The organism is Pseudomonas sp. LB3P14 (genome assembly GCF_054898045.1).
The window spans coordinates 3,260,996-3,283,934 of sequence record NZ_CM142714.1; the positions used below are offsets into that span (position 1 = coordinate 3,260,996).

The 22,939-nt window shown below is 63.1% G+C and carries 2 protein-coding genes; both read right to left on the minus strand.

Annotated features, from left to right (window positions below; all coding sequences use genetic code 11):
* Positions 1 to 105: 105 nt before the first annotated feature.
* Complete coding sequence (locus ACYZT5_RS15220) at positions 106 to 11,868, minus strand: non-ribosomal peptide synthase/polyketide synthase (protein WP_462051818.1); 11,763 nt, start codon at positions 11,866 to 11,868, stop codon at positions 106 to 108.
* A complete protein-coding gene (locus ACYZT5_RS15225; protein ID WP_462051819.1) occupies positions 11,868 to 22,865 on the minus strand; it encodes an amino acid adenylation domain-containing protein in 10,998 nt (3,665 codons plus the stop codon). Before ACYZT5_RS15225 ends, ACYZT5_RS15220 begins: the two co-directional genes overlap by 1 nt.
* Between the last annotated feature and the right edge of the window lie 74 nt (positions 22,866 to 22,939).

Here is a 22,939-nt window from a genome sequence, read left to right on the forward strand (position 1 = left end):
GATGAAAAAGCGGGCAAGGAAACCGGACCTGTAGGAGCGAGGCTTGCCCGCGATGGCGATCTCAAGTGCGCCATCGCCGGCAAGCCGTGCTCCTACAAAAAGCGGTTATGCAATGGCTGGATGGCGTTCCAAGAGGTCTTCAAGCTCGTCGAGCAACTCGTCACCGCGCAGCAACTCGTAGTGCCCGCCCGCTAACAAGCGATCAACGCCGTGGCTGCCGACCTGGGCCTCGAACACTCGACGTTCGTCGTCGCGCTCGGCCACCCACCAGCGATGCGCCTTGATCTGAATCGCCGGCAGCTGCCGTTGAGCCAGCGCCAGTTGCTTGAGCCGTGAACCGGTGGCGAAGATCTGTGTGAGTTCCCCGGCACCCAACGCGGCTTGCTCATTGGAGCCGTGCATGGCCGCCTCAATCACCGCGATTGCACCCTCGCGCTCATTCAAATCAGCGGCTTTCAGCGCAATCAGTGCCTGAGCCTCATCAGCCGGCAGGCCCAGCACAAATGTCAGGAAGTCTCCCAGGTCCTCACGCCAGTCCCCCGCTTCTGCGGTGCCGGCCACATAGCTGTCGACCAGCCCGGCAAACGCGACCGTCTCACCCTGGGTTTCCAGTTCGTGAGCGACCAGTTGCGTCAACGCGCCGCCCAAGGACCAACCCAGCAAGTAATACGGCCCCTTGGCCTGCTGACTGCGAATCCGTTGCGTGTAGGCCTGAGCCATCGCCAGCAGCGACTCGTCCTGCCAGTGCGGGTCGAGCAGCATGCGGCATTGCAGGCCGTACACCGTGCGCCGTCCTTCCAGTCGACGGGCCAGCGGTTCGTAGTCGAACACCGTGCCGAAACCGGCGTGCAGGCAGAACAGCGCCGGCACGTTGGGGATCCGCGCATTGAGCGCCAGCAATGGGTCCGGCGCCTTGGTCGGCTCGGCGACCTGATAGCCACTGAGTTCGGCGATGCAGGGTTTCTGCATCAAATCCCGCAGCTTCAACTCGAAGCCCAGTTGCGGCTGACTGCGCACCCGCGAGATGACTTTGAGCACCTGCAACGAGTCGCCGCCCAATTCGAAGAAGTTATCGTCGATGCCCACTTGCGGCACGCCGAGCACCTCTTGCCAGATCGCCGTCAATGCCGTTTCCAGTGCATTACGCGGCGCGCGATAACCGCCGAGCGCCCATTCAGGCGTAGGCAGTGCGCGACGGTCGAGCTTGCCGTTGGCCGACAGCGGGAAGCGCTCCAGCACCAGGATTCGCGCCGGCACCATGTAGTCCGGCAGTTGCGCTTGCAGTTCAGACTTCAAGCGGCGATCAAGCCCAACAGCACCGGCAGCCACCACATAACCGACCAATTGCTTGCCAGTCGGCGTGTCATGCACCACCACGGCGGCATCCTGCACGCCGATGCAGTCGCGCAGTCGGGCTTCGATTTCGCCCAGTTCAATGCGGAAACCACGGATCTTCACTTGCTGGTCGAGACGCCCCAGGTAGTCGATCAACCCGCATTCACGCTGGCGCACCAGGTCACCGGTGCGGTACATGCGGCCACCGGCCTCGAACGGATCCGGGATGAAGCGTTCGGCGCTCATGCCGGGACGCTGGTGGTAACCGCGCGCCAGGCATTCGCCACCCAAGTACAACTCGCCGCTGACACCGACTGGCAACGGATTGAGGTCGGCGTCGAGCACATACAAACCACGCCCGGCCACACCCCGACCGATCGGCGCATACGCCGCGTCGCAGGTTTCGCTGACTTCGGCGCGCCACAACAGCGGCGTGACCACGGTTTCGGTCGGGCCGTAACCATTGACCAGACGCTGCGGGCGCAAGGCGCGTTTGACCTGTTCAAAACTGGCCTCCGGCACCGCATCACCGCCAAAGCAATACACCTCGACCGCGGGTGGATTGCCCAGACGTTCAGCCACTTCGGCCATCTGTTGCAGGTACGCCGGCGGGAAGCAGGCCACGGTGACACCATGACGCTGCAGCACTTCCAGGGTTTGCTCCGGCGTCCACAAACTGTCATCGCGGATCACCAGACTGCCACCGGCCAACAGCACACTCAGCCAACGCTCCTGAGCGCCATCGAAGGCGAACGACATGAAGTGCAACTCGCGGCTGCGTGGTGCCAGTTCGTAGAGCTCGATGATGCCGCGGCAATGCCGGGCAATCGGTCCGCGCGCCACGGCCACGCCCTTCGGGTGACCGGTGGAACCGGAGGTGTAAATCAGATACGCCAGGTGCCCCGGCAACGGCTGTGAAACCGGGCACGCAACGTTGGCGGCAACGTTCAGTTGATCGAGCAACAGACGTGGCGGGCTGTCGGCCAGGGTCAGTCGATCACCCAGACCGCTGTCGCAGAGCAACAGGCTGGCGGCCGAATCGCTGAGCATGTAGGCCAGTCGCTCGGCCGGGTACGCGAGGTCCAGCGGCAGAAAAGCCGCCCCTGCCTTGAGCACCGCGAGGAACGCGACGATGGTGCGCTCGGAACGCGGCAGCGCCACCGCCACCAGACTTTCCGGCCCGATGCCGCGACCGATCAATCGCTGCGCCAGCTCATTGGCCTGAGCCTCAAGCTCGGCATAACTGACCTCCCGATCCTCGCAGATCAGGGCGATTTTCTGCGGCTGCGTGTGCACATGCTGATTGAAGGCATGCAGCAAATCGGCGTTGTCGTCGGACACCTGCGGCAGACTCAAACGCGCCTCAGGCAAGCCAATATTGCCAAGCAGGCGCGTGGCATTCTCGGGCAACGCACGCAGCAATCCCTCGAGCTGCGCACGAATCCACTGCACTTCCACTTCACTGAAGCGATCACGCAGGAACAGGTATTCGACCTCCAGCCCTTCTTCGTTGGTGCTGACCATCAAGTCCATCGGGAAGTTGGTCACCCCGCCGCTGCCGACTTCGGCAAAGCGCAACTCACCTTCTTCGCCCCCGCGCAAGGCACGGTCGACCGGATGGTTTTCGAACACGATGATGCTGTCGAACAAGCCTTGGCCACCCTGCCCGGCCCAGCGCTGAATGTCCGACAACGGCGTGTGCTCGTAGTCACGGACCATCAGGTTGTAATCCTGCAAGTCGCGCAGCCACTCGCCCAACGGCTGTTGCGGATCGAGGGTCTGGATCACCGGCAAGGTGTTGATGAACAAGCCGAGCATGTCCTGCGCCCCGGCAAGTCCCGTCGGACGCCCCGCCACCGTGGCGCCGAACGCGACGCTGCGTTGGCCGCTGTGGCGTTGCAGCAACAGCAGCCAGGCGCCTTGCACCAGCGTATTCAGCGTCACGCGCTGACGCTTGGCGAAGCTGTGCAGTTTGCGCGTCGCCTCGGCGTCGAGGTTGCTGTACATCACGCCGTGACCAGAACCTGCGGCGCCCGAGGCCTTGGCCAGAATGGTCGGTTCTTCAAGCAACGCCAGGCGCTCACGCCAGAAGCCTTCGGCCTGCGCACCGTCCTGGCGTTGCAACCAGGCAATGTAGTCAGCGTATCGACCGGTCGGGGTCGGCAAGCTGTCGTTGTGGTACAGGCGCAACATGTCGCCCAACAGGCGCGAAGCACTCCAGCCGTCCAGCAACAGGTGATGGTAAATCCAGATCATCTGGTAACGGTCATCGCCCAGACGAACCAGAATGAAGCGCATCAACGGCGGACAGCTCAGGTCGAAGCCCTTGGCCTGTTCCGCAGCCGCCAGTTCGTTCAGCGCCTGATCGGTGTCGGTGCGATCACGCCAGTCAAGTTCTTCGATCGGCAGCTCGACATCGGCGAACACCGCTTGCAGCGGATCGGCCAGACCATCGCGCCAGCGGAACGCCGCGCGCAGCACTTCATGACGTTCCACCAGGGTTTGCCAAGCGGCACGGAAACGCGGCACCTGCAAACCATCCACCGCCACGCTCAACTGGTTGACGTAGGGGTTCAGCTCCGGCGAATCGAGGCAATGGAACAACATGCCTTGCTGCATCGGCGACAGCGGATACAGATCTTGCAGACCGTCGCGGGCAGCGATGTCGATGTGCGGCACCAGCGCAAAAGCAGGGACTTTCGGCGCTTCGATCAACGCTGCTTCACGGCTGCTGGCGACTGCGGCCAGAGCACGAATCGTCTGCTGCTCGAACAGTTGCTTCGGGCTGAATACCAGCCCGCGCTGCCCGGCACGACTTACCGCCTGCAGCGAGATGATCGAATCACCGCCCAGTTCGAAGAAGTTCTCGGTGACACCCACCGACTCCAGCCCCAGCAGTTCCTGCCAGATCTCCACCAGCAACGCTTCGGCCGGCGACGCGGCGGCCACTTGATCGTGGTGCTGACGCGACGCTTCGGGCGCTGGCAAGCCCTGACGGTCGAGCTTGCCGTTTGGCGTCAGCGGCAACGCGGCCAGGCACATCAAGTGCGCCGGCAACATGTGCACCGGCAGACGGCTGCGCAGGTGCACCGTCAGCGCTTCACGCAGATCCTGCTCATCAGCGAGCGGATCACGCGGCACCACGTAACCGACCAACTGGCGGCTCACCGGGCCTTCGCGATCGATCACAAAGGCTTCACGCACACCTTCGTGCTCAAGCAGGCAGGCTTCGATTTCGCCGAGCTCTATGCGGAACCCGCGAATCTTCACTTGCTGGTCGATGCGGCCGAGGTACTCGACAACGCCGTCGGCGCGGAACCGTGCGAGGTCGCCACTGCGATACAAACGCGCACCGGGCACGAACGGATCCGGCACGAAACGTTCAGCGGTCAGGTCCGGACGTTGATGGTACCCACGAGCGACGCCCTCGCCGCCCAGGTACAACTCGCCCGCCACGCCAACCGGCAACGGCTGCAAACCGCCGTCCAGAATGTAGGCGCTGCGGTTGCCGACCGGCCGACCAATCGGCATGAACGCCGAGTCGAATTCAGTATCGGGATACGCCAGCCAGATCAGCGGCGTGATCACCGTTTCGGTCGGGCCATAGCCGTTGATCAGGCGCTTCGGTTGCAGCACCTGCTGAACCTCGTCGAACGCATGTTTAGCCATGCCCTCACCGCACGGGGTGTAGGAGCGGATCGGCAAATCACGCCCCGCTTCGCCCATAAAATCGGCGATCTGCGCCAAATAGGTCGGGGTGAAGCAGGCGATGGTGATGCCGTGCTTTTCGATTTCGGCGCAGGTGCGCTCCACGCTCCACAACTCGTCGTCGCGCGGCATCACCGCCGAACCGAACACCAGCGGCGTCAGCCAGCGCTCGTGGGCGCCGTCGAAGCTGATCGAGGCAAATTGCAGCTCGCGGTCGTCCGGGGTCATGCCGTACAACTCGCCGATCGACAGGCAATGCATGGCCAACGGACCGTGGGCCACGCTGACGCCTTTCGGCCGGCCGGTGGAGCCCGAGGTGTAAATCAGGTACGCGAGGTTCTCGCCGCAGGTCCGGTTGACCGGGTTGGTGTCAGCCATGAACGCCAGCGGTTCGCGGTCGATTTCCAGCACCGACAAGCCTTCCGGCAAGGGCAGTTTTTCTCGCAGCCACGATTGGCTGAGCAGCAGCGAAATGCCGCTGTCTTCCATCAAATAGCGCAGGCGTTCGGCCGGGTACGCCGGGTCCAGCGGCACGTAAGCACCGCCCGCCTTGAGGATCGCCAGCAGACCAATGATCATCTCCGGCGAACGCTGCATCGCCAGGCCGACCCGCACTTCCGGGCCGATGCCCAGTGCGCGCAGGCGATGGGCCAATGGGTTGGCGCGGCGGTTGAGTTGGTCGAAGCTCAATTCCAGGTCGTTGAAGATCAGTGCCGTGGCGTCCGGTCGGGCGACGGCCTGGGCCTCGATCAACTGATGCACGCAGAGCGGGTTTTCCGTTGCGGTGAACGGTGGGTTCCACTCCAGCAACTGCTGCGCACGCTCCGGCGCGCTCAGCAGGTTCAGCTCACTCAATGCCGCGTGTGGCGCGGCGACCATCGCCGCCAGCAGCGCCGCCAGATGCTCGTTCATGCGGGCAATCGCCTCGGCGCTGAAGTGGCTGCACTGGTAGCTCCAGTTCAGGCTCAACTGACTTTCGGCGGTGGCCGCCAGCGTCAGCGGGAAGTTGGTGCGTTCATGGTTCTGCGCAATCGAGAAGCTCAACCCGGCCGGCGCGCCTTGTTGCAAGGCTTCAGCCACCGGGAAGTTTTCGAACACCAGCAGGCTGTCGAACAGCGGTTCCCCGGCGCGTCCAGCCCAACGCTGAATATCACCGAGGGCGGTGAATTCATGCTCACGCAATTCCAGGTTCTGCGCCTGCAAGCGGGTCAGCCACTGGCCGACGCTCTCAACCGCGTCCGGCGTGCTGATCACCGGCAAAGTATTGATGAACAGGCCGAGCTGGCTTTCAGCACCCGGCAAGTCCACCGGACGCCCCGCCACTGTCGCGCCAAACGCGACGCTGCGCTGACCGCTGTAGCGTTGCAGCAAGAGTGCCCAGGCACCTTGGACCAAGGTGTTGAGCGTCACTTTTTGCTGACGGGCAAACTCACTGAAACGCTTGCTGGTGGCGACATCGAAGGTCTGGTGATGGTCGGCGAACGCTGCCGTCGCCTGCTGTTTGAGATCGACATGCGCCAGGCTCTGCGCCAACAGGGTCGGGTTGTCGAGGGTCGCCAGTTGCTCGCGCCAGAACAGTTCATCAGCCTGCGCATCCTGACGTTGCAGCCAGCCGATGTAATCGGCAAAACGCCCGGTTGGCGCCTGCACTGCTTGCCCGGCATAACGCTGCAGGACTTCGCTCAACAGCAGTGAGTTACTCCAGCCATCAAGCAACAAGTGATGGTGGGTGTAGATCAGTTGCTGACGCTCATCGTCCAGCTGCACCAGGGTCAAACGCATCAACGGCGCGCGAGTCGAATCGAGTTGCAGACGCTCGCTGTCGATCAGTTGAACCAATGCTTCGGCCTGATCGCTGCGGCTGCGCCAATCGAGGCAGGTCAGCGGCAATTGCAGATGACGGTGGACCAACTGCACCGGCGCTTCGAAGCCGTCGGGGAAGTGGAAACTGCTGCGCAGGATCGGATGGGTGTCGAGCACCGCTTGCCACGCGCGGCCCAGCCGTTCGGCATCGAGCCCACGGGCTTCGACGCTGAGCTGGTTCACGTAGGCGCCGGAATCGGATTCGTACAAGCTGTGGAACAGCAAACCGGCCTGCATCGGTGACAGCGGATACAGGTCCTCGATCTGCGCCGGTGGCACCGGCAGGCCGTCGAGTTGCGCCTGGGTCAGACGCGCCAGTGGGAAGTCCGCCGGGGTCACGCCGCCTGCGCCATCGCTCAGGCAATGGGCGATCAACGCTAACAACTCACTGCGGAAATCCGCCGCCAGCGCTTCGATCTCACGCTGGTCAAAGCATTCGCGGCTGAAGGTCCAGTCGAGTTTCAGTTCACCGCCATACACCTGGCCGTCCACCGACAGCCAGTTCGGCAACGGCGCGTCCGCCGATTGCGCGGTACCGCTGGATTCCCGGGCCGGAATGAACAGTGCGTCTTCGGCAAAGCTCTGGTCGAACTGGCCGAGGTAGTTGAACGTCACGCGCGCTTGCGGCAACGCGGCCAATGCCGCTTGGGTCGCGGCATCGCCCATGTAGCGCAACAGGCCGTAGCCCATGCCTTTGCCGGGGATTTCGCGCAGTTGCTGCTTGATCGCCTTGATCGAACCCGCAAGGTCGGCGGCCGGCGTCAGGCGCACCGGGAACAGGCTGGAGAACCAGCCGACGGTGCGGGTCAGGTCGATGTCGTCGAACAGTTCTTCGCGGCCGTGGCCTTCGAGCTGAATCAGCGCCGATTCGTGGCCGGTCCAGCGGCTGAGGGTTCGGGCCAGCGCGGTCAGCAGCAGGTCGTTGACTTGCGTGCGGTAGATAGCTGGCGCCTGTTGCAGCAGCTTGAGGGTTTGTTCGCGGTCCAGCCCGATGCTGATGCCCTGACGCAGATGCCCGGCCTGACTGGCCTGAGCGTTGGCGGCTGGCAGCGAGTCGCTCGCATCAGCCAGTTGACCTTGCCACCAGTTCAGTTCGCTGGCGGCGGCTTCGGAACGTGCATAAGCGTCGAGCTTATCGGCCCAGGCCTGGAAGGCACTGGTCTTCGGCGGCAGGTCTTGCTCTTGGTAGGCCGCCTGCAAATCTTCCAGCAACACCCGCCAGGAAACACCGTCCACGGCCAAGTGATGGATGACCAACAGCAAACGCTGCGAGCCATCGGCCTGAGCGATTAGCGCGACGCGCAGCAACGGACCGTCTTGCAGACTGAGGCTGCGTTGCGCTTCATCGCACACCGCTTCCAGCGAGGCATCGCTGGCCACCCGAGCGGTCCAGAGCATGTCGATGACATCGCAGCTGTCGGCCCCGACATAGCGCGCCGACCATTGGCCGTCGACCTGACTGAAGCGCAAACGCAGCGCATCGTGTTGCTTGAGCAGACGTTGCAGCGCGGCATGCAGACGCGGCAATTCGAGGGTTTCGCGCGGCACCAGCAGCACCGCCTGGTTCCAGTGCGCGCGTTGCGGGATCGGTTCGTCGAAGAACCAGCGCTGGATCGGCGTGAGTTTTTGCAGGCCTTCCACTGGGCCTTGTTGTGCCAGCGGAGCCGCCTGTTCCTTGACCACGGCGGCCAGCGCTTGCAAGGTTTGCTGTTGGAACAGGTCTCGCGGTTGCAGGCTCAGGCCTGCACGACGGGCACGGCTGACCACCTGAATCGAAATGATCGAGTCGCCGCCCAGTTCGAAGAAGTTATCCAGACGCCCAACCTGCTCCACACCCAACACGTCTTGCCAGATCTGCGCCAGCACTTGCTCGTGCTCGCTGCGTGGCGCTTCGAACGCGCGTTGGCTGACTTGCGCGGTGGGCGCAGGCAGGCATTTGCGGTCGAGTTTGCCGTTGGGACTCAGCGGCATCTGCTCGATCAGCACGGTCTGCGCCGGCACCATGTAATCCGGCAGGCTGGCGAGCAAATGGCTTTTCAGGGTTTCGCGCCACGCGCCTTGTTGCTCGGCATCGACGCTGACCAAGGCTCGATCTTGCGGCACGATGTACGCAACCAGTTGCTTGCCGCTTGGACCAACGAGGGCCAGCACCACGGCTTCCTGAACGTCGGCATGCTCTTGCAGACGCGCTTCGATTTCGCCCAGTTCGATGCGCAAACCGCGAATCTTCACTTGATGGTCGATACGCCCGCAGTAGTCGATGGCGCCGTCAGCGCGATAACGCGCCAGGTCACCGGTGCGGTACAAACGCTCGCCGCTGCCGAACGGGTCGACCACGAAACGCTCGGCGGTCAGCGCGCCACGACGGTGGTAACCGCGCGCCAGGCCGACGCCGCCGAGGTATAACTCGCCCACCGCGCCCAGCGGCAACGGTTGCAGTTCACTGTCGAGGATGCAGGTGCGCAGGTTGGCGATCGGGCGGCCGATCGGCACGCTGTCGCGGCCCTCTTCCACGCAGGTCCAGTGGGTCACGTCGATGGCCGCTTCGGTCGGACCATACAGGTTGTAGAGATTGGCTTGCGGCAGGCTGCGCAGGGTCTGGCGTTGCAGCTCCATCGGCAGCGCTTCACCGCTGCAAATGATCCGTTGCAACGTGGTGCAGGCCAACGCCTCATCGGCACCGATGAAGGCCGAGAGCATCGACGGCACAAAGTGCAGCGTGGTGATCGCCTGCTCGACGATCAGCGCGGCGAGGCGTTGTGGATCGCGATGTTCACCCGGTGCGGCGATGACCAACGTGGCGCCCTTCATCAGCGGCCAGAAAAACTCCCACACCGACACGTCGAAACTGAACGGCGTCTTTTGCAGCACGCGGTCGCTCGGCAGCAGGTTGTAGGCTTGCTGCATCCACTCCAGACGGTTATGCAGCGCCACATGGCGGTTGCCCGCGCCTTTGGGTTTACCGGTGGAACCGGAGGTGTAAATCACATAGGCGAGGTTTTCCGCGACTGCAAGGTTCGCAAGATCGGTGCCCGGCAAGTCGCTCAGCCAATCGGCCTTGGCGTGCAGGCACAAAGTGCGCACGGTGTCCGGGGTCGGCAATTGCGCCAGCAAATGTTCCTGGGTCAGCAACAGCGAAATACCGCTGTCTTCGATCATGTAGCTCAAGCGATCAAGCGGGTATTCCGGGTCCAGCGGTACATAAGCGCCACCGGCCTTGAGAATCGCCAGCAGGCCGACGACCATTTCGAACGAACGGTCGCAGGCAATTCCCACCAGCACTTCCGGGCCGACGCCCTGGGCGCGCAAGTGATGGGCCAAGCGGTTGGCGCGCTGGTTCAGCTCGGCGTAACTCAGGCTCTGGCCCTGAAATACCAGCGCCGTCGCTTCACCGTCTTCAGCCACGCGCGCTTCGAAATGCCGCTGCACGCAGACTTCGCCCGGATAGGTTTGAGCCGTGTCGTTGAGGTCATCAAGAATGCGCAGACGCTCGTTGGCGTCCAGCAATGGCAACTCGGCGAGCGGGCATTGCGGATTCGCCAGCACGCCGGCCAACAGATTGCGCCAATGCTGAGCTAGATGCTCGATGCGCTCGGCGTCGAACAGATCGGTGGCATACGTCAGGCTAGCGAACAGCTTGTCGCCCTCTTCCTGAGTATCCAGTTGCAGGTCAAATTGCGTGGTGTGCGCCGTCGCGTTCAGTGCTTCGACGCGCAGGCCTGCGAGCAAGCCGCTGACCGCCGTCGGTTTGGCTTGCTGGTGGTTGAACATCACCTGGAACAACGGGCTGTGGCTGAGGCTGCGTTCACCTTGCAACGCTTGCACCAAACGTTCGAACGGCAAATCTTGATAGGCCTGGGCATCCAGCGACGCGGCACGGGTCTGGTCGAGCAACTGGCTGAACGGCAGACGTCCATCGAGCACGGCACGCATCACTTGGGTGTTGACGAAAAAACCGATCAGACCCCGGGTTTCCGCGCGATTACGGTTGGCAATCGGCACGCCGACCCGCAGATCGGACTGGCCGCTGTAGCGATAGAGCAACGCCTGAAAGCTCGCCAGCAACAGCATGAACGGCGTGACGCCGCGCTGTTTGGCCAGGCTCATCAGGCCGCTGGCCAAGGTCGCATCGAGGGCGAAATCCAGACGCGCACCGCGCTGACTCGGTTGCGCCGGGCGTGGACGGTCGGTCGGCAGTTCGAGCAGCGGTTGTTCGCTGCCCAGTGTTTCACGCCACCAGTTGAGCTGACGCTCCAGCTCCCCCGCATCCATCCAGCGACGTTGCCACATCGCGTAGTCGGAATACTGGATCGGCAACGCTTCCAGCGCAGCGTTCTGCCCTTGGCAATACGCGGCGTAGAGTCGTGAAAACTCTTCGACCAACACACCCATCGACCAGCCATCGGTGACGATGTGGTGCAGCGTCAGCAACAGCACATGGTCCTCGGCATCGAGCTGCAACAGGCTGACCCGCAACAGCGGACCGTGTTGAAGATCGAACGGCCGGGCAATGTCCTGCTCGACGCTGTTCATCGCCAGATCGAGGCGCTGTTCCTGAGGTTCGGCGCGCAGGTCGATCTGTTCGATCGGCAGCGATGTGAACTCGGCCAGTGTCTGCACCACCTGCCCGTTGTCCTCGACGAACCGGCTGCGCAGGCTCTGATGCCGCTCCAGCAACACGTCGAAACTCTGCTGCAACGCCGCGACATTCAGCGGCCCGTGCAAACGCAACGCGGCAGGAATGTTGTAGGCCGAGCTCTGCGGATCAAGCTGCCAGAGGAACCATTGGCGCTGCTGCGCGTACGACAGTTCGAAGGTCGCTTGCGGCTCGGCAGCAGGCGGAATCGGCAATTGACCGAAGCTCACGCCCTGCTCTTGCATGCGTTGCAGAAACTCGCGGCGCTTGTCAGCCGGCAGGCCGGCGAAGCGGGTGGCGATACGCTGGGCGGTCGTGTATTCCATCAGTTGATCTCCATCTCGTCGAGAAGCGACTCAAGCGCATCAAGACGTGCATCGTTGTCAGCCGGGGCGAGTTGCCCGGCCATGGCGGCATAAGCCTGAAGGTCGTTGGATTCGAACAGCGCGCGCAGCGGCAGCTCGATGCCCAGCTCCAGTTCCACACGGGCACTGGCCTGGGCGGCGAGCAACGAATGCCCACCCAGTTCAAAGAAGTTGTCGCGTCGGCCAATCTGCGCCACGCCCAGCACATCGGCCCAGATCGCGGCCAGTTGCTGTTCGAGATCGCTCTCGGGGGCTTCGAACGGTCGTTGCCATTCCTGGGCATCGGGCACCGGCAAGGCCTTGCGGTCGAGCTTGCCGTTACCGGTCAGCGGCAAGGCATCGAGCAGCAGCCAGTGGCTCGGCACCATGTAATCCGGCAGATCCACCTTGAGCGCGGCGCGCAGGTTGTCGCGCCAGGCGATTGGGTCATGCGGGGTTTGCTCGGCCACCACGTAGGCGCACAGCTGCGGCCCGCTGTCGCCTGCATGCACGCTCAATACGGCCTGGCGCACGCCCGGTTGGGCCAGCAATGCCGCTTCGATTTCCCCGAGTTCGATGCGGAAGCCACGGATCTTCACTTGCTGGTCAATCCGCCCGAGGTAATCGATGCTGCCGTCGGCACGCTGACGCGCCAGGTCGCCGCTGCGATAGAGGCGCTGCGAAACCTCGAACGGGCTCGGTACAAAACGCTCGGCCGTCAGGCCGAAACGTCCGTGATAACCGCGCGCCAGCCCGGCGCCAGCGATGTACAACTCACCCGCCACACCCACCAGCACCGGTTGCAACTGGCTGTCGAGCAAGTACCAGCGCAGGTCGCGGATCGGCAGGCCAATCGGGCTCTGGGCCTTGCCATCGAGGTCGGCCAGACGGATGGCGCGGTAGGTCACGTGCACCGTGGTTTCGGTGATGCCGTACATGTTGACCAGAGTTGGCTGACGGTCGCCGAAGCGTTCGAACCAGGGACGCAGGCTTGCGACTTCCAGGGCTTCGCCGCCGAATATCACCTGACGCAGTGCCAGGTTTCGCTCACTGGCGCAGGCAATCGGCAACAGTTGACGGAAAGCAGTCGGCGTCTGGTTCAACACCGTCACGCCCTCATCACAGAGCAAGCGGTGGAACGCTTGCGGCTCGCGGCTGATGTCATACGGCACGATCACCAGACGCCCGCCGGTGCACAACGAGCCGAACAGCTCCCACACCGAGAAATCGAAGGCGTAGGAATGGAACAGCGTCCAGACATCGTCCGGGCCGAAGTTGAACTCGCCAGCGGTGGCCGTGAGCAGACGCCCGACGTTGCCATGGCTGAGCAATGCACCTTTTGGCCGGCCGGTGGAGCCGGAGGTGTAGATCACGTAGGCGAGGTTGTCCGGGGACGCCAGCGCTGGCAAGTTGTCGGCGCAGTAGTCGTCCAGTTGCAACGACTCCAGGCTCAACACTTGCACGCCGTCGCGGGACGGCAAACCGTCGATCAGGTGTTGCTGGGTCAGGAGCAGCGTGATGCCGCTGTCTTCGATCATGTAGCTTAAGCGCTCGGCCGGGTAGTGCGGGTCCAGCGGCACGTAGGCGCCGCCGGCCTTGAGAATCGCCAGCAAGCCCACCACCAGCGGCATCGCTCGCTCGGTGGCAATGCCGACCCGCACCTCTGGCCCGACGCCCTGCTCACGCAGTTTGCGCGCCAGTCGATTGGCCTGGGCGTTGAGCGCGGCGTAGGTCAGTTGCTCGCCTTCGTAGACCAGCGCGATTGCGTTCGGCCGTTGTGCGGCTTGAACTTCGAACAACTGATGCAAGGTTGGCGATTGCGGTTGCGCCTCGAACGCTGGGTTCCAGTGCTGCACCAAAGCATCCCGTTGCGACCCGTCAATGAGTGGCAGTTCGGCGACGCGTTGCTGCGGATCTTCGACCACCGCTCGCAACAGGTTCAGCCACTGCTCGGCGAGGCGCTTCATCGACGCCTCGTCGTACACATCCGTGGCGTAGGTCAGGCTGACATCCAGCGCTTCGCCCTGCTCTTGAGTGTCGAGCACCAGATCGAATTGTGTGGTGTGCTGCTGCCAGTGCAGACGCTCGGCCTGCAAGTCGGCGACGCTGCGCTCAACGCTCGCGCCCAACTGCTGTTGATGGTTGTAGAGCACCTGGAACAATGGGCTGTGATTGAGGCTGCGGTCAGGCTGCAAGGCGTCGACCAACTGCTCGAACGGCAAGTCCTGATTGGCCTGCGCGCCCAATGCGACCTGTTTGACCTGTTGCAGCAAGGTGCTGAACGTCTGCTGTCCGTCGATCTCGGCACGCAGCACTTGGGTGTTAATGAAGAAGCCGATCAGGCCTTCGGTTTCGAGGCGCGACCGACCGGCGCTCGGCACGCCGACACTGATGCTCGACTGCCCGCTCTGGCGGTGCAGCAAGGTCTGGAAACTCGCCAGCAACAGCATGAACAACGTCACCTGTTGTTCCTGGGCGCGTTGGCGCAAACCGGCCAGCAACTCGCGATCAACGTTCAATGCAAGGCTGGCGCCGCGATCGGTGCGACGGGCAGGACGGGTCAGTTCACTTGGCAACTCAAGCGGTGCCTGGCTGCCCGCCAGTTGCTCGCTCCACCACGTCAGTTGGCGTGCGCCCTCCCCGGCTTCCAGCCAGTCGCGCTGCCAACGGGCGTAGTCGCTGTAGTTCACTGGCAGGTGGTTGAGGTTGGCGGCGTTACCTTCGACGGCAGCCTGATACAGCGCGCTGAATTCATCGACCATGACCTGCATCGACCAGCCATCGGCGGCGATGTGGTGCACGGTCAGCACCAGCACGTGTTCGTCGGTGTTCACTTGCAGCAGCAATACGCGCCACAGCGGACCGTTGCGCAGGTCGAACGGCCGGGCGATTTCTTCGGCGACGGCACTGTCGATCGAGGACTGATCTGAATGGCGCTCCTCCAGTTGCAGCGACAGGTTTTCGTGGAGCACCGGACGCGCCTGCTGGCCATCCTGTTCGAAGGTCGTACGCAGGGTTTGGTGACGGGCCTGCAATTGGGCGAAGGCATCATGCAGGGCGTCGCGGTTCAGCGATCCCTTCAGGCGCAGCGCGGCGGGAATGTTGTAAGCGGAGCTTTGCGGGTCCAGCTGCCAGAGAATCCATTGGCGCTGTTGAGCGTACGACAGGATCTGTGGCTGATCGGCCGTTGCACGTTGCAGGACCGGCTGGCCGCTGGCGTTCGCCAGTGCAGCACGCTCGGCAAATTGCGCCAGATTGGCGGCGGAGAACAAGCTGCTCACAGACAGTTCGCGCTGCAGTTGCTGACGCACACGGGAGATCACTTGAAGCACCAGCAACGAGTGCCCGCCCAACTCGAAGAAGTTGTCGTCGCGGCCCACGCGTTCGACCTGCAACACCGCTTGCCAGATCAACGCCAGTTGCGTTTCAAGCCCTTCGGCCGGAGCCACGAACGCCCGTTGTGCATCGCAGGCGGAAGCTCGCGGCAAGGCTTTGCGGTCGAGTTTGCCGTTGTTGTTGAGCGGCAGTTTGGCCAGCAGGATCAGGTGGTTTGGCACCATGTATTCAGGCAACGACTGACGCAGAACCACCTTGAGCGTTTCCAGAAATTCGGCCTGATCCGCCGCAGCACTGTGGATAAGTGTGTCGTCGCTGGCCACGATGTACGCCACCAGTCGCGTGCCGTCCTGAGCGATCACGGCCGCTTCGCGCACCTGATCCCGCGCTTGCAGGCACGCTTCGATTTCGCCCATTTCAATGCGGAAACCGCGAATCTTCACTTGATGGTCGATGCGGCCGACGTATTCCAGATGCCCTTCAGCGTTGTAACGCGCCAAATCACCGCTGCGGTACAAACGCGCACCCGGTTCACGGGCAAACGGGTCTGGCAGGAAACGTTCGGCGGTCAGCGCCGGGCGGTCAAAGTAGCTTTGCGCCAGGCTGGCCGGGGCGCCGATGCATAATTCACCGACGCCACCGCTTGGCAACAATTGACCGGCCGCGTCCAGCACGTACAGCGCCCGACCCGCGATGGCTCGACCGATCGGGATGCCAAACGCGTCGCTGGCATCGATCAGTCGACATTCATGAACGCTGGACACCACCGTCGCCTCAGTCGGGCCGTAGGTGTTGAGCAAACGCACGTGGCTCAAACCGGCTTGATACCACAAGCGCAGACCTTCGACCGACATGGCTTCGCCGCCAACGTGAACCTGGCGCAAATCACCCAGGTGGCTCACCGCACCGCTCGCACATTCGCGGGCCAGCAAGTACCAGTAAGCGGCCGGCAAGTCCGCCACGGTCACGCCCTGCTGGACGATTTCGGTGGCGAGTCGGCCGGCGTCCCACACGTCATCGCCACGCATGATCAACGCCGCGCCGACGCACAGCGCCGGGTAGCACTGCTCGACGAAGCCATCGAAGCTGAAGGTCGCGAACTGCAACACGCGGTCGGACGCCGACAGCACCGAATAGTCGGCGGCGGTCTGGCAGAACTCGCGCAGCGCCGCATGGGCGATGGCCACGCCTTTGGGTTGGCCGGTGGAACCGGAGGTGTAGACGATGTAGGCCAGGTCTTCGGCGACCGCATGGTTGTGCGGATCGCTGTCCGGGTAACCGGCAGTGTCTTCAAGGCTGAGATGTCGCACGCCTGGCACATCTTCCAGCAGACCAGACTCGCACAGCAGCACGTCGAGACGGCTGTCGTCGATCATGTACGCCAGACGTTCGGCCGGGTATTTCGGGTCCAAAGGCACATAGGCCGCGCCGGATTTGAGCACCGCCAGCAGGCTGATGATCAGTTGCGGACCGCGATGGAGCGCCAGACCGACACGCGAGCCTGGACCGACGCCGTTGTCGATCAGGCGATGGGCCAAGCGGTTGGCCTGAGCGTTCAACTGACCGTAGCTCAACGACTGGCCGTTCACCTGCAACGCCATCGCGTCTGGGGTAGCGGCGGCCTGAGCCGCGATCTGTTCGTGCGCCAAAAATGCTGTGGATAACTCAACGGCAGTCGGTTGGCTGACAACGAGCACAGCATTTTTTCCGGCCTCATCAAGCAACTCCAGCGTGCCCAATGCCGCATCCGGCAGCGCCACCAATTGCGTCAGCAGATGCTGCAGATTGGCCGACAACTCAGTGACCTGAGCGGCACTGAACCGCGCCGCGTCGTAGCTGAAGTCCAGGCTCAGGCCTGCGCCGAGTTCGATGCCCAGCGTCAACGGATAGTGCGTGCGCTCGTGATTGTGCAGGTTGCCGAACGACAGCCCGGCCGGCGCACCCTGTTTCAGCACCTCGGCCACCGGGAAGTTTTCGAACACCAGCAGGCTGTCGAACAGCGCCGAACCCTGCTGCCCCGCCCAGCCCTGAATATCGTAAAGCGGCACATGCTCGAACTCGCGCATGGCCAGGTTCAGCCCTTGCAGCTCGCTCAGCCATTGGCTGACGGTTTGATCCGGCTTCATCGCGCACACCAGCGGCAACGTGTTGATGAACAGCCCGAGCTGCTCTTCGATGCCTGGCAACGGAGCAGAACGCCCGGCCACGGTGGCGCCGAACACTACGCAATCCTGACCGGTGTAGCGTTGCAGCAACAGGCTCCAAGCCGCTTGCAGCACGGTGTTGAGGGTGACCTTCTGCTGACGGGCGAACCCGGCCAGACGCTGGGTCGCGCGGCTATCAAGGGCGACGCGTAACTCCTCACTTCCCTCAGTGCCCATCGGAGGTCGCAAGGCTTCGGCCAGCAACGTCGGCGCTTCGAGCGGTGCCAATGCCGCTTTCCAGAACTGCTCGCCAGCGACCGCAGATTGTTGCTGTAACCAGCCCAGATAATCGCGGTATTGCCCGGTCGGCGCCGGCAGCGACTGCCCGGCGGCGTAGTGCTGGATCACTTCGGCGAGCAACTGCGCGTTGCTCCAGCCGTCCATCAAAATGTGATGGCTGGAGTAGATCAGGTGCCAGTCATTGGCCCCCGTGCGGACGAGCTTCAAGCGGAACAGCGGCGCGCTGCCCAGTTCAAAACCTTCGGCGCGTTCGGCGTCGGCCAGCGCATCGGTGTCGGTCGCTTCAAGCACTTCAAGCGGCAACGCAACGCTGCGGACAATCGCCTGGTGCGCGGTGTCGAGGCCTTGCCAGTGAAAGCTGCTGCGCAGAATGTCATGACGCTCCAGCGCGGTTTGCCAGGCCTGAGCGAATCGCTGCGGATCGAGTCCTTGAATGTCGAGGCGCAGCTGGCTGATGTAGGCACCGACTTCGGGTTCGTACAACGTGTGAAACAGCATGCCCTCCTGCATCGGCGACAGTGGATAAAGGTCTTCGAGGGTCGAGAGGGCGACCGGCAATGTGTCGAGTTGCGCCTGATTGATACGCGCTAGCGGGAAGTCCGACGGTGTGGCCTGGGTTGCCTCAAGCGTGCAGCAATGCTCGATCAGCGCGTTGAGTTCCAGTGCGTAATCGTCCGCCAGACACTGGATGGTTGCGCTGTCGAACATCTCACGACTGAAGCCCCAGCTCAGCGACAACTGGCCGCCGTAGACCTGGCCTTCGACCGTCAGCCAGTTGCCCAATGGCGCCGAGGGGTCCTGCGCCACACCGTTGCCTTCGGTGGACGGGACAAACATTGCGGCATCGTCGAACTGACGGTCGAACTGCCCCAGGTAATTGAAGGTGATACGCGGTTGCGGCAACGCCGCCAGTTCAGCGCGAATCGCCGGGGTGCCGAGGTAACGCAACGCACCGTAGCCGAGACCTTTGTCCGGCACCGCGCGCAGTTGTTCCTTGATGGTTTTGATCGACGCGCCGAGATCGCTGGAAGGCATCAGGTTGACCGGGAACAGGCTGGTGAACCAGCCGACGGTGCGGGTCAGGTCGATGTCATCGAACAGGTCTTCGCGGCCATGGCCTTCGAGCTGGATCAGCGTGCTGCCCTGCCCGCTCCAGCGGCGAACCGCTCGCGCCAGGGCGGTCAGCAGCAGGTCGTTGACCTGCGTGCGATAGGCCGCCGGGGCCTGTTGCAGCAGTTTGCGGGTTTGCTCGGCGTCGAGTTTGAGTTCGAGTTTCTGTTCGAAGCGGTTTTCCAGCGCGCCGGTTGGGCGCTCGCACGGCAGATCGGTCGGCGCGTCGCGCAGTTGGGCCTGCCAGTGATCGAGACTGTTTTCAAAGGCTGGAAGATGATCGTGCAGACGGGCGACCCAGCGTTGATAGGTGCTGGTTTTCGCCAGCGAAACATTACCGCCGCTATAAAACTGCTGGAGGTCTTCGAGCAACACGCGCCAGGAAACACCGTCCACCGCCAAGTGATGAATCACCAGCAGTAATCGCTCGGTACCGTCGGCCATCGCAACCAGCAGCGCGCGCATCAGCGGGCCATTTTGCAAATCGAGACTGCGTTGGGCTTCGTCGCACAAGGCGTTGAGTTCCGCGACCGATTGCGCCTGACGCTGCCACAACACCGACTCAGTGGTCGGCACGGCGTAGGCTTGCTGCCAACCTTCGGCGGTCTGTTCGTAACGCAGGCGCAAGCTGTCGTGATGGGTCAGCAGTTGCTCAAACGCGCGATTCAGCGCCTCGACGTTCAACGCCTCGCGCGGCACCAGCAGCAGCGACTGGTTCCAGTGCTGACGCTCAGGAATGGCTTGCTCGAAGAACCACTGTTGCACCGGCGCCAGCGCCACCGCGCCAACCGCAGGGCCTTGATCGATCAACGGCTGCTCGCCGCAGCGGGCCGCTTGGGCCAGGCCGCGGAGGGTCTGGTGCTGGAACAGGTCTTTCGGGCTCAACACGATGCCGGCCTGACGCGCACGGCTGACCACTTGCATGGAAACGATGGAGTCGCCGCCCAGTTCGAAGAAGTTGTCTTCAAGACCGACGTTGTCGATGGCCAGCACGTCGTGCCAAATGGCCGCGAGGGCCTTTTCCAGAGCGCTGCGTGGCGCGACGTGTTCGCGTTGTTGCGCAGAGCCGTCAATCGCCGGCAAGGCCTTGCGGTCGAGTTTGCCGTTGGGGGTCAGCGGCAGGTGTTCGAGGAACAGCAGAAACGCCGGGACCATGTAGTCCGGCAGGTGCTGACGCAGTGCAGCTTTCAGGGTTTCACGCAGGGTTGCCTGAGCATCACTATCCAGCAACATGGCCGGATCGGATGGCACGATGTAGGCGACCAGTTGCTGACCGTTGACGCCGTCCTGCACCAACACAGCCAGCTCATGAACGGCGTCCTGCTGCAACAGCCGGGCTTCGATCTCACCGAGTTCGATTCGGAAACCGCGGACCTTGACCTGATGGTCGATGCGACCGACGTATTGCAGCGTGCCGTCGGCCTGATAACGGGTCAGGTCGCCGGTGCGGTACAGGCGCTCGCCATTGCTGGAAAACGGGTTTGGTACATACTTTTCAGCGGTCATGCCCGATCGCGCCAGGTAACCGCGGGTGATGCCAGCGCCAGCCAGGTACAGCTCGGCGGACACGCCTTGCGGCACCGGTTGCAGGTCAGCGTCCAGCAAATAGCTGGCGGTGTGCTTGAGTGGCCGGCCGATGTTTGCGCGGCCATTGGCCTCGCGGCGGGTCCAGGTCGAATAGGTGGTGTCTTCCGACGGACCGTACAAATCGTAGAGATGCTCGACGGTCGGCTGCTGATACAACGCGTCCACCAGGCTTTGCTTCAGCGGCTCGCCGGCGAGGTTGATGATGCGCACGCTCGGCGGGATCTGGCCGTCACGCTGCAACGCATTGATCGCCGACGGCACGGTGTTGATCAGGCGCACCTGATCCCGGGCCGGCAGTTGCGGCAATTCCAGGGCATTGCGGGCGATGATCACCGAACCGCCGTTGGCCAGGGTGACAAACAGCTCCCACACCGACAGGTCGAAGCACACCGACGTCGAGGCCAGCACCCCTTGAATGTCTTCACGACTGTAGACCGACTGCGACCAGTCGATCAGCGCCAGCACGTTGCGATGGGCGATGGCCACGCCTTTGGGTTTGCCGGTGGAACCGGAGGTGTAAATGACGTAGGCGAGGTTATCCGGCGTGACGCGGGTCATCGGCGCGTTGCTTGGATAAGCGGTGAGCGCCGACTCGATATCGTCCATCAGCAACACTTGAGTGTCGGTGGCGACGGTCAATGTCGCGGCGACAGCCTGTTCAGTCAGCAGCACCAGCGCGCGGCTGTCTTCAAGCATGTAGGCAACGCGTTCTGCGGGGTAATCCGGGTCCAGCGGCACGTAGGCGCCACCGGCCTTGAGCACGGCCAGCAACGCCACCAGCAAGTTTTCGGAACGCTGCATCGCCACGCCGACCCGGACTTCCGGGCCAACGCCCAGTTCGATCAATTTGTGGGCCAGGCGATTGGCCCGAGTGTCGAGTTCGCTGTAAGTCAGCTGTTTGGTCGCGAAGGTTACTGCCAATGCAGTCGGGTTCGCAGCGACTTGCCGGGCGATCAACTCATGAATGCACAGGTCCTGGGCGAAGCCTTCGTCAGCGCGATTCCAGTCATGCACGATGCGCTGATATTCCGCGCGCTCAAGCAGCGGCAAATCACTGATGCGTTGTTGCGAATCACTGACCATGCCGTGCAGCAAATGCGTCCAGTGCTGCGCAATACGCGCGATGGTCGCGGCGTCGAACAGGTCGTTGGCGTAAGTCAGCGCCGCGTGCAGCTTGCCGCTCTTTTCATAGGTATCGAGGGTCAGGTCGAACTGGGTGGTGCGCCCTTGCCACTCGATCGCGCCCAGCGCCAGACCGGACGCGGTGCTGACGGCGGAAATGTCCGCAACCTGCGGCTGGTGGTTGTACATCACCTGGAACAGCGGCGTGTGGCTGAGGCTGCGTTCCAGTTTCAGCGCCTCGACCAAACGCTCGAACGGCAAGTCCTGGTGGGCCTGGGCACCGAGGGCGGTTTCCTTGATGGCGCGCAGCAAATCGTCGACCCGGGTCTGGCCGTCGAGCTTGGTGCGCAGCACCTGGGTGTTGACGAAGAAGCCGATCAGGCCTTCGATCTCGGCGCGGTTACGGTTGGCGATTGGCACGCCGACGCGAATATCGGTCTGCCCGGTGTAGCGATGCAGCAGCGCGTTGAACGCACCGAGTAACAGCATGAACAGCGTGATGTTGTGCTTCTGCGCCGTGGTCCGCAGTTGTTCGGCCAGTTGCGCGTCGATCGCGAATTCGTAGCGGGTGCCGCGGTAGCTCGGCATCGCCGGGCGCGGGTGATCGGTGGGCAGTTCCAGCACCGGGTGCTCGTCGCCCAGTTGCGCCTGCCAATAGTCGAGTTGGCGGGCCTGCTCGCCGGCCTCCAGCCAGCGGCGTTGCCACAGGGCATAGTCGCTGTACTGGATCGGCAATGGCGTGAGTTGCGGTTGCGCGCCCGCCTCAAAGGCGTCGTAGCAGCGGATGAACTCGTCGATCAGCACGTTCATCGACCAGCCGTCGGAAACGATGTGGTGCAGGGTCAGCAGCAGGACGTGTTCCTGCTCGGCGAGTTTGAGCAAGGTGACGCGCAGCAGCGGGCCGACTGATAGATCGAACGGCAGCACGGATTGCTGCTCCGCCGCGCGGGCGACTGCTTGCTCGCGTTCAATGGCCGGCAACGCGCTGAAATCCACCTGATCAATGACCAGCGGCGCACTGGCCGGCACTTGCAGCAGGTTGCCGTCGGCCGGACGCTGGAACACCGTGCGCAGGGTTTCGTGGCGCGCCACGAGGCTGGCGAAGGCTTGCTCCAGCGCTAACAGGTTCAATTGCCCGGTCAGACGCACCGCACCGGGCAGGTTGTACGCGCCGCTTTGCGGGTCCAGTTGCCAAAGAAACCACATGCGCTGCTGGGCGTACGACAACGCCTGGCGATCGTCGGCGTCTACGCCGGCAGGAATCGGAAACCGGGCGAAATCAACGCCCTCCTTGTGCAAGGCCGCAAGGAACATCTGGCGCTTTTCCAGGGGCAACCCGATAAACCGGCGAGCAAGTTTCAAGGAGTCTTCAGCATTCATTTCTTAGCATCCGGATCAGTGGCGGGAAGCACAAAGGCACGTCGTCCCTATAAAACGAATGCAGACCGGAAAAA